The sequence below is a fragment of the Alginatibacterium sediminis genome, from assembly GCF_003610775.1.
GTDB classification, from domain to species: Bacteria; Pseudomonadota; Gammaproteobacteria; order Enterobacterales; family Celerinatantimonadaceae; genus Alginatibacterium; species Alginatibacterium sediminis.
Genome location: NZ_RAQO01000008.1, coordinates 132,211 through 147,161 on the forward strand (window position 1 = coordinate 132,211; position 14,951 = coordinate 147,161).

Below are 14,951 nucleotides of genomic sequence, written 5' to 3' on the forward strand. Positions count from 1 at the left end.
GTGTTTGGTCTGGCAAAATCTTTGCTAAACAATGAAGGTATCGAGCAAACTCATTATTAATTTGGATTGGTCTTGATTATAGACATCAGGATGGGCCTTAGAAAACTGTCCTATATCATTGTCAAAATACAAACCATTCGCACTGGAGAACTCGTTAGAAAGCGCCGCTTTAACGATAATTTCCGCTCCAATTTTTAGGTCTCCACCCGCCACTCCAAACGCATCTTTCACCATTTTACTGCCCAACATTGATGCCGGATTCAAGGCCAAAACAATAGGTCCTGAATCTTTAAGCTCTTGAGCTAAACAATGCGACCACATGGCAATGGCAAGTTTACTTTGAGCATATGCTTCGCCATCAGATAGTTGTTTGCGTCCAGCCAAGGCATCGGCATCAATGGTGGATTGCGCGGCTGAACTGACGTTAACCACTCGAGCGCTAGAGGCCAGCAATGGCAACAAACGTCGTGTTAACAGGTAAGGCGCGATAGTATTCACTGCAAAGCGCAGGTCTAAACCATCTTCAGTTTTTAGTTTCGCAGCGCTGTAAATACCGGCGTTATTAATCAGTACATCTATGCTGTCATATTGTGTACAAATCTCATCTGCCAACTTACCCACATTGGACAAAAGTGACAGATCACTGCAATAGCATTCAAGTTCTGCGTTTGGAGTCTGCGCCAAAAGTTGATTTTTTGATAATTCCAATTTGCCAACGCTTCGCCCATGTAACAACAAACGGTGTCCTTGTTGCGCCAGCATCATTGCCGCTTTTAGCCCAATTCCATCCGTCGCACCTGTAATTAGAATCGTTTTAGACATGAGGTTTCTCTTTTTGCCATATGATTTGCAAACTAAGTATAGGTTCAGATTGCCAGAATAAGAACACTGAAGTGTGCCGTGGCATAGATTGCCTCGGAATCGATTGTTAATGATGATTCACTAAACTACTTCTCACAAAACCAGCATGATAAAGTGGTCACATAAAGATCTGAATGAAGCTGAATACTGCTGTGCCAACTGTAAAATTTGAAGATGACAAATTCGACCTTGATCCTCAATTATCGTTGCTAGACAACTTGCTCCACGCGAATAAAAGCATCGCTTATGGGTGTAAAAGCGGGGTTTGTCAGCGCTGCCTGCTACAAATAAGCGATGGAGATATTCCCGCTAATTCACAATTAGGATTAAGTAGCGTTCAAAAGCAGCAAAAACTAATCATGAGTTGCTGCGCCTATCCAAAGCAAGACATTTGCCTTAATCAAGCACCACAACTGGCTCCAAAACAAATTGCAGAAGTCATTGGAGTAACACAGCTTTCAGAAAGCATACTAAAGGTGAACTTACAGCTCAATTGCAGTAGTCACAGTGGCCAGTTCATCCGCTTATATCGCAGCGCTAGCCTTGCACGATGCTACTCACTCAGCCAATCCCCAAATAGCGACAATACCGTAGAGATGCATATACAGCTTCATCCAAATGGTGTCTTTTCTCAGTGGGCCTTTGAACGTTTGCAAGTTGGCATGCCTTTAGCGGTAGAAGGGCCTTTCGGGGATTGTTACTATCGCAAGCAATACACTAATCAACCACTACTGTTCATCTGCGCACAAAGCGGCTTTGCTCCTGCCTTAGGTATTGCAAGAACAGCGATAGCACAAGACCACGCAGCACCTATTACTATGGTTTTGATCGGGCATCACATGGACAGATTTTATGCCGCTGATGAACTCGCACAACTAGATACTATGCATTCAAATATTCGCACTTATTTCTACCCCGAACCGCCAATAGAACTAAAGAGCGAATGGAAAAAACAATCAGAGCCTGATAAGGGCTCAACCCTACAAGCATTTGTCTGTGGACCTAAACCAGAACTAGAAATTTACCCGAGTCTATTACAACAACAAGGCCTAAGTTCAGCTCAAATCCACAGCGAATTTTTCGTCAATAACTAAACGAACAACTTAAGCCTTCTCTTTCTTCTGAAAGGTTACAGATATCACGGCAAGTAAAGCTGAAACCAGCATCAACATGACCGATACTGAGTTTAATACCGGTGTTGACCCCTCACGCAAGCGCTGAAACATCGCTATCGTAAGCGGTGCATCGGAACCGACGAGCATCAAGGTTGTGTTGAAATTCTCAAAAGACATTAAGAAACTAACAATTCCAGCACTCACTATCGTGGTCCGCAAAAACGGCACAGTGACAGTTAGAAATGCAACCCATGGACTAGCTCCCAAATTTAACGCAGCTTCTTCGAGGCTTGGGTCAAATTTCCGCAAACGCGCGATCAGTACCAATGAACAAATCGTGGTTATAAAAGCAACTTGCCCCAGCACTATTAAGGTTGCTCCAGGACGCAGCCATTCAATATCATAAGCGAACGCTTCTTCGATATAATTTGCAAATTGGCTCGAGCTCACCAAAATCGATACCCCTAAAATAACGCCAGGGATGACAAGAGGCAGTAGCATTAAAACGTACAAGAAGTCTTTGCCGCGAAATTGATATCGAACAAATAACAGTGCATTACATAAAGCTAGGGCCAATGCAACGACAGTCACCCATAAGGCAATAAATGCCGAATTTCCTATGCTTTCTAAGAGTATCTTATCGTGAAACAGACCTAATTTAGGCGACTGTGTTCCAAAGTACCAATCTAAGGTAAAGCCTTGCCAAGGAAGCGCTGGAAACAAACTATCATTAAAAGAAAAACCAACTACCACCGCTAAAGGTAAGACTAAGAAAATCAGAAAAGCCAGCACATAAAGTTTATACAATCTTTGTCTAGGAGCCGACATTGGGATGGAAGGTATCATGTTATTTCCCCATCGTTTTGGACAAGGTTTGTCCACTGAGTAGCAGACCCAAGTACACAATTAACGACGAGAGCAGCAGTAGTAAAATACCGAAGGCGGAGCCTTGTTCCCAGTTGAAACGCGTAATAAATTGCGTGAAAATTTGTTCGGTAAACCAAAGACTGTCTTTGCCCCCAATTAAATTAGGTGTCAAATAATTACCCAAACTTAACATAAAGACGATAATACAACCGGAGACGATGCCAGGCATCGCATGTGGAATTACGATTTCTCGTAATACATTCCAATGACTGCCGCCTAAGTCATATCCCGCTTCAATGTGGCTATCATCCAAGCTCTCTAAGGCACTCACTAAGGGCACAATCATAAATAGCATTGCGGTGTAAACCAACCCCAGCATAATGCTGGCATCGTTATATAAAAACTCAATGTTGTTCTCGATAATCCCAAAATAGCGCAATAGGCCGCTAAGAAGTCCCGACTCACGTAAAATGATCATCCAACCATAGGTACGCACCAGTTCACTTAGCCAAAACGGGAGTATGCAAGCCATCAGAAGAAGTGTTTTGCTGCGCCCTTTGGCCAACTTGGCGATGTAATAGGCCATAGGAAAAGCAATCAGCAAGGTCAGCAAGGTGGCCAGTATCGACATCCAAGCCGTGCGTACAAAAGTATTCCAATATAAAGGTTGTTCAAAGAAATTCAGATAGTTTTGAAATGTGTAACTTTTAGGCGTCGTATAAGAGCGCAAGTTTAACGACACTTCTAACATATTCAGGTGAGGCAATATGATTAACAGCAATAACCACAGCGCGAATGGGCACAAGAGCAAATAAAAACCAATTCCAAGACGACGCATTAGTTGTTCTCAGCGGCTAAACAAAAACACTGCTCGCTGCTCCAGGACAAATAAACCACACTGCCTTTAGCTAATTCAAATGGCTTCTGCTGAGGCAAGCGTACCTGTAAATCACCTACACTGGTCTGTACAATGACAGTACTATTAGCGCCATCAAATAGCAGCTCTTTAAATACGCCACTGATTTGAGAGGCCGTAGCATCACCGGTCAATTCAATCGCTTCTGGTCGCAAAAAGAGTTCGACGTTACTACCTACTGCCAGATCTTGTGGGTTAGATGCCGGCACACTCAGGTTATCGCCCAGTTCAACTTTTGCACGGGAATTTGCGCCAACGTCACCGATCCGTCCGCGGACGACATTGGTATTTCCTACAAACTTCGCCACAAAACTACTATGGGGATTGGCGTAGAGCCTTTGGGGGGTATCAACTTGTTCAAAGCGACCATGATTCATGACTGCAACCTTATCTGACATCACCAAGGCTTCACTTTGATCATGGGTGATATACACAAAAGTTGTGCCAAATTCTTGTTGAAGGTGTTTAAGCTCCACCTTCATGTGTTCTCTTAGTTTAAGGTCTAAAGCTCCTAATGGCTCATCAAGCAATAATACGGATGGCTCAAGTACCAAACAACGGGCTATCGCAATGCGTTGCTTTTGTCCACCGGACAGCTGGCTTATGCCTTTGTGCTCACTACCATCGAGTCCAACCCGTTGTAACACGCGTTTTATCTTCTGCTCCCGTTCACTTCGGCCAACCTTACGTCGTTTTAGACCATATGCGATATTCTCGGCAACACTCATGTTGGGAAATAAAGCTAAGTGTTGAAATACCATGTTTAAAGGTCGGTGATTCGGAGCAACATCATTAACTCGGGCATTCTTAATAAAAATATCGCCGCTACTCGCTTGTTCAAATCCAGCCAACATGCGCAAAAGTGTGGTTTTACCACAACCTGATGGGCCTAAAATCGAGAAAAAAGAACCACTTTCGACTTCAAAACTTAACTTGTCGACGGCGACAAAGTCATCAAACTGTTTATGCAATAGATTACAAGAAAGATCATTTACAACATCGGACATTACAAGCCTTAGGTTTGACTACGTTTATAAACAACAAAACCAAGCTACGAGCACTTGGTTGTTAAGGAAACGGCTCCGAAGACATCGGAGCCGTAAGCTTAGCTACTGCGCAGCTTTAATACGATCCAAAGCCATGCCTTCTAGATCTTCTAGACCAGCTGGTACTGGTGGGTACCATTTGATATTTTCTAGGTCTTGAGTTGAAAAGCTTTCTTGGTACTGGGCTTTAGCAACGTCATTAACAAACTCATCTGCACCTAGAGCGGCGGTAAAGTTACCCGCAGCTTCGGTAATCAACGCAGCTACTTTCGGTTGATTCACAAAGTTTATCCATGCGTATGCTGCGTCAAGTGACTTAGACTTGCGCGGAATTGCAAAGGTATCGATCCAGCCAAGCGCACCTGAGGCTGGAGCAACAAATGTTACATCAGCATTGTCACGGTTTAGTTTCCAACCGCCAGCATCCCATGCCATCGCTGCCACGACTTCTTCGCTGCGAACCAAGTTAATTAAGGCGTCGCCACCACTCCAATAGGTTTTTACATTTGGCTTACAAGCAATAAGAGCTTGTTCTACTTTGTCCAAAATTGCCTGATATTTCTCTGTATCACCATAGGCTGCAAAAGGGTCTTCGCCCATTGCAAAGGCGAAGCCAATAAGGGTTGGACGTTTAAGTCTGTAGCTCACCTTGCCTTCATAGGCTGCGTTACATAAATCGGTGTAGTCTTTGACATCAGCGGCAAGCTTACGGTTTACGACTAGACCACTAGTGCCCCAAATGTGCGGCACAGCAAATATATCAGAGCCAATCGCGGTGTTTTCGTTGGTCGACTTCAACATAGAAGGAATAATTAAATCGCTATTAATGCGGCTCATATCAATAGCTTGATAAATATTGAACGCTTGCTGAGCTGAGGTAATACGATCTTGGCTTGGCTGCGCTAGATCGAAGCCTGCACCGCCGGTTGCACGCAATTTGGAAATCATATCTTCATTATTGGAATTGGTTACTTTAACAACGTGACCGGTTTCCTTTTCGAACATATCGATTACATTTTGAGGAGCATAGCCTCCCCACGTTAACAGGCGTAATTCATCTGCCTGTACAGAACTTGCGAATGCACAAGCGATAGATAAGGTCAAAGCGCGTGTAACGAGACTATTTTTCATGTGGTTTCCCTGTCAATAGGCCCCAACTTTAGGGCACTAGGTGTCAAATAAATGAAGTTTATTTGACTAACTTAGACCATAACCATGACAAATAGGTTACAAAATGGCCTTGCTTAAAAATTTAGCATAGACCTTTTCTCAGGCTTGGCAAGTCTCTAAGCCTTTATATTTACTTAGAATATTCAATTTATAACGACTTTATCTGGGGATTATCAGCAAGTTATAGGCCACTGTTAACTGATTTTAGGCATGTGAGCTGAGCATGGTAGTTTTATGATCCGCATGCATATGAGTGTGTCGAACTAACAAAATGAGAGACATTTCCGTTTACTCATCTTCATGCTGGCAAACAAAAGCTAATATTTGTCTTTGTTAGAAATAACCTCGGACTAGGGATCAATAGAACCTGTAAGTTCACTCTGATGACAATAAATATGGGGCAAAACATAAGATCACACATGCGCTTCATCCGCGCCTTACATTCTGAACCAATTTATACCCTTGCAAGCAAAGCTATACAGCTTTTGATACATCACTAATTTGAGAAAAACCACCCGTTCATTGCTATGGCGCTGAGCCACATCGTCAATAAAAATGGCAATTGCAGTCGAATGATTTTTTTCGGTGGAACTTGATAACGTCCAACCATGGTGAGGCCTATCCCCGATAATGGACTGCAGGCGGTTGCTGTCCCCCAAACACTTAGAAACAAAAAAGCCATTTGAGCAGCTTCAGCATTCATTTCTAGCAAAATGGGACTCGCCAAAGCGATGCTAATCACAGGGTGAATCCCCAATACACCAATCAGTAACATGCACAAACTAGCCACCGCAAAATGCAACTGAGAGAATTCGGTGGTATTAATAAGCTCACTAACCGCAAAAGTACTCAATAAGGCGCTGATCCCACCAGAGAATAGACCCGCGGCCAAAAACACAACGTATTGGCTAGATAAGTTACCCAAGCGCTCATCGACAAAGCTTTTAAGTTTCGTTCGCCGTGGTCTGCGCGCAAAACTAATCGCAGCCATCGGTGCTAAACAAGAAATAAGCGTCAACATCGAAACCTTATCAAAGTAAGCATGTCCAACAACGACGGCTAATGCCAAAGTCATCGGCATAAACAAGCTATTTCGTTGCAACGGGAACCCTTGATACTGGTTCAGATCTGGGCCGCGCATTTGCCAACGAGACAACAATAAAACCGGCAGAACTAACAAGAATCCGGGTAAGGCAATATCAAGCCATTGCGAACCAGGTGCATAAGTGAGCGCTACACCTGACGCAATGAAAAACGGTGACCAAAATGCAGCGGCGCAATAAAAGCGAATAAGCAGCATAGTTTGCTCATCGCTCAACTTACCGGCGCGTTGCAATCTATCGCCAATGACTAAAACCACAGACAAGTTGATAACAGCACCAAGAAAGTGCGCACTAGCGAAAGTGGACCAAAAGCCTTTTTCACCCCGTGGTAAGATTTCATCGGACTGCTCTACATTCGCCAGAGCTAAAAATGTTACCGCACTGAGCATGGCCAGCAAGGCTAGATTACTCGAAAACAGACTGTAGATGTCAGGGTCTGCACCACGCATTAGTGCTAGGGCTAAGCATAGCAGCCCCACTCCACTCAATACTATTGCCTGCTTTTTAGCCGAAGAGCCGAGAATAGGCCACGCAAAAACGATAACTAACCAGGCACAAATGGTTGCTAAGAAATTCGTTAGTGACAATAGCGATGTAAAGATTTGTATCGCCCAGCAAGCTAATACTAAGCGTCCGACTAGTGCTTGGCGCTGCGGTATTTCACGCACCAAAAATTTGAGAGGAATCAAGCTTGCTGTTCTGACCAAACTGCAAATTCATTTCCTGTGGGGTCAATAAAATGAAAGCGAAACCCACCTGGAAAACTAAATATTTCTTGGCTTATAATGCCGCCAGCAGTCACGATAGCCTGTTGTGTTTCTAGCAATGATTTAGCATAGAAAACAACTAGGCATGCGCCTGTAGCTGTTGTGGAGCTTACTTCTGCGGCATAAAAACCACCTTCCATGGTTGTGGATTTAAAGGCCGTATACTCAGGCCCATAATCGGTAAATATCCAATTAAAAACTGTATGAAAGAAGGCTTTGGTTTTATCTAAGTCCTTCGATGCAAACTCTAAATAGTTAATTGATTTATCTTGATGCATTGTTATCTCCCTAGACCATACGTTTTTCGTAAATGATTACATCGTGAAACGCGCCGAATTTAAAGCCCGATTGATGCAATAAGCCAGCCCGATGAAAACCAAACACCTCATGTAATCGTTCCGAAGCCGCATTGGGAGTAACTACTAGCGCATACACTCGATGAATTTCGCTTTTATTTATACCTTCGAAGAGCTTTAGGTATAGCTGCTTAGCAATCCGTTGTCCGTGATACTCTGGATCCACATAAACCGTGATTTCACTAGAACTGTCGTAAGCAGGTTTAGCTTTAAAGGCACCATTATAGGCAAAACCAACGAGCTTTGGACCTTCGTATGCAACCCACAACTGATAGAGCTCAGGCCGCTGAGTAAAGCTATCAAACCACTGCTCTCGGCGATGCATATCCCAGGCCTTGGTTTCAAATAAAGCGACACTGTTTGCTACAAAATGGTTGTACAAGACGTTGATAGCGCTCAGATCGCTATCTCGACCCTGTCGAAACTGAAGTTCAGACATAAGCTTCCTTTTACTATGCGTAGCGTACTAAAAACTTAATAGCATCATACCTCTACCCATTAGTAATACCAATGGTCACTTCAACAATCATTAGTGCTGAAATCTATGAAATTAAAGCTAAGCCCGCGGCGCCTTTACAAGTGTTAGAGGCAATAGGAGACTAATCCTACTAAATATTAAATCAGCTTCGTCGACAACCTTCACTTGTCGCAACGTCAAAAAGGGTGTCATTAGCTCAACTAGCAACTGCGATATTTCCTAGCCCTAAGCATTGCTATACGATTAATGACGATCAACTAATAATCGCAATGGGATAAGCAAACCTATCACGAACACCCTTGAATACACTTATGATTTTAATGGATCCCAGACACAAAAAAAGCGGCTAAAGCCGCTTCTTTTATCCCCAACTCACTAGCTGGTTAGGTCATCAAAAAACTTTTTAACCCCATCAAAGAAACCCTCTGATTTAGGCTTATGTTTTTTACTTGAATGGCCACCAAAGCTTTCCTCAAGTGAGCGCAGCATTTCTCGCTGTTCATCATTAAGATTGACCGGAGTCTCTACAATAACCTTACAGATTAGGTCGCCAGTCGCACCACTACGCACTGATTTAACACCTTTACCGCGCATACGGAACATACGACCGGTTTGGGTTTCACTTGGCACTTTGAGACTTACGCGTCCATCAAGGGTTGGTACTTCAATCTCGCCACCAAGTGCCGACAGCGAAAAGCTAATCGGAACTTCGCAATACAAATTGTTTTGTTCGCGTTGGAAGATTGGGTGATCTTTTACATGAACTTGCACATATAAGTCGCCAGAACCCGCTCCGTTTTCACCCGCTTCACCTTCACCAGACAAACGAATACGATCGCCAGTATCAACGCCTGGGGGAATGGTGACTGACAGAGTTTTAGTGCGCTCATAACGTCCTTCACCGTGACATTTGTGGCAAGGATCTTTAATTGTTGAACCGCGTCCGTGACACGTAGGACAGGCTTGTTGAACTGCAAAGAAACCCTGACGCATTTGTACTTGGCCTTGACCATGGCAAGTGCCACAACTAACAGGTTTCGAGCCTTTTTTAGCACCACTACCATTACACTGTTCACAATGAACTAGAGTCGGAACGCTAATTTCTTGCTTAACACCTCTAACGGCTTGTTCAAGGGTGAGCTCCATATTATAGCGAAGATCTGCACCACGCTGTGCTTGACGACGTCCACCGCCACCACGGCCGCCACCAAAAATGTCTCCAAATACATCGCCAAATACATCGCCAAAGTCTTGTGCTCCGCCACCACCGCCACGGTTAGGATCTACACCTGCGTGTCCGTATTGGTCATAAGCTGCTTTTTTCTGCGGATTACTTAAGACTTCATAAGCCTCTTTCACTTGCTTAAATTTTTCTTCTGCAGCTTTATCACCTTTAGTACGATCAGGGTGATACTTCATTGCAAGACGCTTGTAAGCCTTTTTGATTTCGCGTTCGTCGGCACTCTTGCTTAGACCAAGCGCTTCATAAAAATCTTGTTTTGACATAGTTAGCTTTCTGTAATCGAGGTATTAATCCAGTTCTGGATACACAGACGGGCGTTGCTTAAAAACAACGCCCGTTTTACTTAGTTTGTACTTGTTTTAACGATTATTTTTTATCGTCTTTAACTTCTTCAAACTCAGCGTCAACAACGTCGTCAGCAGCTTCTTCTGCCGGGGCAGATTCGCCGCCAGCTGATTGCGCTTGTTGCTGTTGTTGTGCAACTTCCATCAATTTCTGAGAGGCTTCAATCAAGGCTTGTGTTTTAGCATCGATATCGTCTTTATCATCTTCACGTACAGCGTCTTCTAATGCGCTAACTGCAGCTTCGATTTTAGTTTTCTCATCTTCAGGTAGTGCATCGCCCGCTTCTTCAATCTGCTTACGAGTACCATGTACTAGTGCGTCAGCTTGGTTGCGAGTTTGAACCAACTCTTCGAATTTTTTGTCTTCTTCAGCATTTGCTTCAGCATCAGAAACCATTTTGCTGATTTCTTCATCCGACAAACCAGACGAAGCTTGGATAGTAATTTTCTGCTCTTTAGCTGTATCTTTATCTTTAGCCGATACATGCAAGATACCGTCGGCATCTAGGTCAAAAACAACTTCAATTTGTGGAATACCACGTTGAGCAGGACGAATCCCTTCTAGGTTAAACTGACCCAAAGATTTGTTGTCTGCTGCGCGTTTACGTTCACCTTGAATCACGTGAACTGTTACTGCACTTTGGTTGTCTTCAGCCGTTGAGAATACCTGTGAACCCTTAGTTGGGATAGTAGTGTTCTTATCAACAACTTTGGTCATCACGCCACCCATGGTTTCAATACCAAGCGATAGCGGAGTTACGTCAAGTAGCAATACGTCAGTTTTCTCGCCTGAAAGTACACCACCTTGAATTGCAGCACCCATTGCCACTGCTTCATCAGGGTTTACGTCTTTACGAGCTTCTTTACCAAAGAAGTCAGTCACTGCTTTTTGAACCATTGGCATACGTGTTTGACCACCAACCAAAATGATATCATCAACATCACCAACCGACAGGTCAGCATCTTGTAGTGCAACACGTAAAGGCTCAAGCGATTGCTGGACTAGGTCTTCAACTAAAGACTCAAGTTTAGCGCGTGATACTTTAATATTAAGGTGTTTAGGTCCAGAGGCGTCAGCCGTAATATACGGAAGGTTCACATCTGTTTGTTGAGCTGAAGACAACTCAATTTTAGCTTTCTCAGCGGCTTCTTTTAGACGTTGCATAGCCAAAGGATCTGTTTTCAGATCAAAGCCTTGCTCTTTCTTAAACTCAGCAACTAAATAGTTAATTAGACGGTTATCAAAGTCTTCACCACCGAGGTGAGTATCACCGTTAGTTGCTAATACTTCGAAAGTTTTTTCACCATCAACTTCATCAATTTCAATGATTGAGATATCAAAAGTACCACCACCTAAGTCATATACTGCAACGACGTTGTCACCGCTTGTGTTATTAACGCCATAAGCAAATGCAGCAGCTGTTGGCTCGTTAATAATACGCTTAACATTTAGACCTGCAATTTTACCCGCGTCTTTGGTTGCTTGACGTTGTGAGTCATTGAAGTAAGCAGGTACAGTAATAACCGCATCAGTTACTTTCTCACCAAGATAGTCTTCTGCTGTTTTCTTCATTTTCTTTAGAATTTCAGCAGAAATCTGTGGTGGTGCTTTTTTGTCGCCGCGAGTTTCTACCCAAGCGTCACCGTTGTCAGCTTTAATGATTTTAAATGGCATGATTTCAATATCACGCTGTACTTCTTCATCTTCAAAACGACGACCAATTAAACGCTTAATTGCGTAAACTGTATTCGTTGGGTTGGTAACCGCTTGACGCTTCGCAGGTTGGCCAACCAAAGTTTCGCCATCATCTGTATATGCAATGATCGAGGGAGTAGTACGATCGCCTTCAGCGTTTTCAATTACCTTAGGGGTATCACCGTCGAGTACCGCTACACATGAGTTAGTAGTACCTAAATCAATGCCAATAATCTTACCCATAATGGTCTTCTCCAAATTTGTCTATGGTTATTATTTCTTGTTGATAACTAAAGTGGGGACAGGCAAAGCGATTTCAAGCAATTTTTTTTACTTTTTCATCGAATGCAAATAATTTTTGTACTTCTGAATACGCTCTAACTTAGATACTGGCATTCACACCTCGACATTTAAAACCACAAAATAGCTCAAAAATAGTACAAAACATTGATACATTAGGTATTTTTGGGGTAAAGCATAAGTTAAATCAATAAAAGCTATATTTTGCGTGATAATATCCGGCCTCCACATTTTAGATAGGGAAACATATGCCAAGCTCGAACAAGAAGTTGACGCTAACCCATCGTATTTTGATAGGTATGGTCAGCGGGATACTACTAGGCACAGTACTGCAGATGCTTAGTGGCTCGTCGTTATTTATTCAACACTATTTAATTGATGGCCTATTTCACATTGGTGGAAGCATCTTTGTAGCCAGCCTAAAAATGCTCGTTGTACCTTTAGTATTTGTATCACTAGTGTGCGGTGTTTCTTCGATGAAAGACACGGCTCGCTTAGGAAGGTTGGGTGGTAAAACCTTATTACTCTACTTGGTCACTACTGCAATCGCGATTTCGCTAGCAATGGCTGTTGCACTTTTGATACGCCCCGGCACAGGTATGGAGCTTGCGGCTGATGTAACCTTTAATGCTAAAGAGGCCCCTTCACTAAGCCAAGTGGTCATCGATCTATTCCCTAGCAACCCAATTGAATCGATGGCAAAAGGAAACATGTTACAAATCATCGTTTTCTCATTGCTGTTCGGGATTTCATTGGCTATTACCGGTGATGCCGGGAAACGCGTTGCAAGCTTCTTCCAGGATTTAAATGAAGTCATCATGAAGCTTGTCACCTTGTTGATGAACGTTGCACCCTACGGTGTTTTTTGTTTACTCGCCAAACTCTTTTACCAAATGGGCTTTGATGCTATAGCAAGCTTATTCAGTTATTTTATGGTCGTGCTTTCAGTATTGCTGATCCATGCGCTGGTTGTGTACCCACTGATATTGCGGACCCTGGGCGGGCTTAATCCATTTATTTTTCTTCGAAAAATGCGCGAAGCCATTGTATTTGCATTTAGTACTGCATCATCCAATGCAACAATTCCAGTCACTATGGAAACCGCAACTCATAAACTCGGTGTTAGAAATTCGACCGCATCATTTACTGTCCCGCTTGGGGCCACCATCAATATGGATGGCACCTCGATCATGCAGGGTGTTGCCACGATATTTATTGCCACAGTTTATGGCATTGATCTAAGTGCTGGCGATTTCCTAATGGTTATTGTAACGGCAACGCTTGCATCCGTGGGGACTGCTGGTGTACCTGGTGTGGGTCTAATCACGCTAGCCATGGTACTGCAGCAAGTTGGTTTGCCAGTCGAAGGGATAGCGCTCATTATTGGGGTAGACCGATTACTAGATATGGTGCGTACAGCTGTCAACATTACAGGTGATAGCATGGTGACTACCGTGGTAGCTAAATCTGAAGGTGATTTGGATTTAGAGGTGTATAACAATAAAGACGCAGGTTTAAAAGACGAGCAAGTGGAGCTACCTCACGAACACGCTTAATTGATGACCCCAATAGACAAAAACGGCAACCTCGGTTGCCGTTTTCTTGTGCTTATAGCTGGGATTCAACCAAACTTACCAGCTCTTGAGCAGGTAAGCCTTTGGCCGTCATATCCTCAATCCAAGCTTGTTTAGCTGGACCAGCAACGGTTTCGCGGAACTGCGCTAACTCAGCGTCGCTGAAACTAATGCGTTCAATACCTTTCTCGTCAAGCTTAGGTCCCCAAGCAGACATTGTCTTATCGTTATAGTAATCAACGTAATGCTGTAAAGCTGGTGCGACTGCATCTAACAAAATTTTGCGATTAGCATCACTGAGCTCGTTAAGCGCGTCGGTATTAACAACAACAGGGCAATTCACGGTACCTGGGTTTAGGTTAGTCGTCCACCATTTGGCGGTCTCAACCGTGCCAAAAGCCATATGAGCATGGGGTGCAAACGCTACTGCACCAATTACACCAGCATCCAAGCTTTGACGAACCTCGGTAGCTGACATTGATGTCGGTACGGCTCCGACAGCTGACATCGCTTCTCCGATACCACCGGTTGCACGCACTCGTATACCTTCAAAATCCGCCATTGACTTAGGTGCATCTCCTACCCCAGCAATATTGTATTGCGGCAGTGGGCTAGGCATTAATAACGTTGCATTCCAACGCGCTAGATCTTTCACAACTGCAGGATGTTGATAAATACTTTGGCTTAGCGCAATTTCTTGCTCCAAGGACTGAACACCCAAGAATGGAAGTTCAAGCACGGTAATGCTAGGGTTTTTGTCGCGATGGTAGCCAGCACAAAACTGTGCCATTTCAAAGGCTCCAAATGAAATTCCGTCTAGGTTTTCTTTGTTTTTTGACAAACCACCGTAGGAAATACTTAACTTAAACTCCCCATTGCTTTTTTGCTCTACAACTTCTGCTAATTTTTCAACATGTTCTGTAAAAGCGCGGCGTTTTCCCCAAAGTGAAACATTCCATTCGGTTGCTGCAATAGCAGACTCCGCGGCAACAAAACTAAACAGTACCGAACCGACCAGTAAAGGCTTCACCAATTTATGCTGTTTCATCTACGTTCCTTGTATTTTAATTAAGCTCGAAATCACCTTAACATCACACTTACAAAAACACCCCTTA

General features: G+C 43.5%; 13 protein-coding genes. 2 read left to right on the plus strand and 11 right to left on the minus strand.

Annotated features, from left to right (window positions below; all coding sequences use genetic code 11):
* Positions 1–24: 24 nt before the first annotated feature.
* Entirely contained in the window at positions 25–822 is a 798-nt protein-coding gene (locus DBZ36_RS14550; RefSeq protein ID WP_120355690.1) for an SDR family NAD(P)-dependent oxidoreductase, read from the minus strand.
* A 173-nt stretch (positions 823–995) separates the two neighbouring features.
* On the opposite strand from DBZ36_RS14550, the gene DBZ36_RS14555 reads away from it, so the two are divergent.
* Positions 996–1,955: an FAD-binding oxidoreductase gene (locus tag DBZ36_RS14555; protein WP_120355691.1), complete on the plus strand. Its 960-nt coding sequence runs from the start codon at positions 996–998 to the stop codon at positions 1,953–1,955.
* 9 nt (positions 1,956–1,964) lie between these two features.
* On the opposite strand, the gene DBZ36_RS14560 is transcribed toward DBZ36_RS14555, so the two are convergent.
* The 9 genes from DBZ36_RS14560 to dnaK all read right to left on the minus strand — a co-directional run bounded on the left by DBZ36_RS14560 (position 1,965) and on the right by dnaK (position 12,205).
* Positions 1,965–2,822 carry an ABC transporter permease gene (locus tag DBZ36_RS14560; RefSeq protein ID WP_120355692.1) on the minus strand — a complete coding sequence of 286 codons (858 nt, stop codon included), beginning with the start codon at positions 2,820–2,822 and terminating at the stop codon, positions 1,965–1,967.
* A 1-nt stretch (position 2,823) separates the two neighbouring features.
* Positions 2,824–3,681, minus strand: a complete 858-nt coding sequence (locus DBZ36_RS14565; protein WP_120355693.1) for an ABC transporter permease — start codon at positions 3,679–3,681, stop codon at positions 2,824–2,826.
* The gene (locus DBZ36_RS14570) at positions 3,681–4,766 is read right to left on the minus strand and encodes an ABC transporter ATP-binding protein (protein WP_120355694.1); all 1,086 of its coding nucleotides are present in this window, start codon (positions 4,764–4,766) and stop codon (positions 3,681–3,683) included. Before DBZ36_RS14570 ends, DBZ36_RS14565 begins: the two co-directional genes overlap by 1 nt.
* 102 nt (positions 4,767–4,868) lie before the next feature.
* Positions 4,869–5,936: an extracellular solute-binding protein gene (locus tag DBZ36_RS14575; protein WP_120355695.1), complete on the minus strand. Its 1,068-nt coding sequence runs from the start codon at positions 5,934–5,936 to the stop codon at positions 4,869–4,871.
* A gap of 535 nt (positions 5,937–6,471) precedes the next feature.
* On the minus strand, positions 6,472–7,767 hold the full coding sequence (locus DBZ36_RS14580) for a hypothetical protein (protein WP_120355696.1): 1,296 nt from the start codon (positions 7,765–7,767) through the stop codon (positions 6,472–6,474).
* Complete coding sequence (locus tag DBZ36_RS14585) at positions 7,764–8,123, minus strand: VOC family protein (protein WP_120355697.1); 360 nt, start codon at positions 8,121–8,123, stop codon at positions 7,764–7,766. Before DBZ36_RS14585 ends, DBZ36_RS14580 begins: the two co-directional genes overlap by 4 nt.
* A gap of 10 nt (positions 8,124–8,133) precedes the next feature.
* Positions 8,134–8,640, minus strand: a complete 507-nt coding sequence (locus DBZ36_RS14590) for a GNAT family N-acetyltransferase (protein ID WP_120355698.1) — start codon at positions 8,638–8,640, stop codon at positions 8,134–8,136.
* Between the two features lie 414 nt (positions 8,641–9,054).
* Positions 9,055–10,185 carry a molecular chaperone DnaJ gene (gene dnaJ / locus DBZ36_RS14595; protein WP_120355699.1) on the minus strand — a complete coding sequence of 377 codons (1,131 nt, stop codon included), beginning with the start codon at positions 10,183–10,185 and terminating at the stop codon, positions 9,055–9,057.
* Positions 10,186–10,288: 103 nt separating this feature from the next.
* Complete coding sequence (gene dnaK / locus DBZ36_RS14600; protein WP_120355700.1) at positions 10,289–12,205, minus strand: molecular chaperone DnaK; 1,917 nt, start codon at positions 12,203–12,205, stop codon at positions 10,289–10,291.
* A 305-nt stretch (positions 12,206–12,510) separates the two neighbouring features.
* On the opposite strand from dnaK, the gene DBZ36_RS14605 reads away from it, so the two are divergent.
* Positions 12,511–13,818: a dicarboxylate/amino acid:cation symporter gene (locus DBZ36_RS14605; protein ID WP_120355701.1), complete on the plus strand. Its 1,308-nt coding sequence runs from the start codon at positions 12,511–12,513 to the stop codon at positions 13,816–13,818.
* Between the two features lie 52 nt (positions 13,819–13,870).
* Here DBZ36_RS14605 and DBZ36_RS14610 read toward each other — a convergent pair whose 3' ends face one another.
* Positions 13,871–14,884, minus strand: coding sequence for a C4-dicarboxylate TRAP transporter substrate-binding protein (locus DBZ36_RS14610; RefSeq protein WP_120355702.1), 1,014 nt, complete (start codon positions 14,882–14,884; stop codon positions 13,871–13,873).
* Positions 14,885–14,951 lie beyond the last annotated feature (67 nt).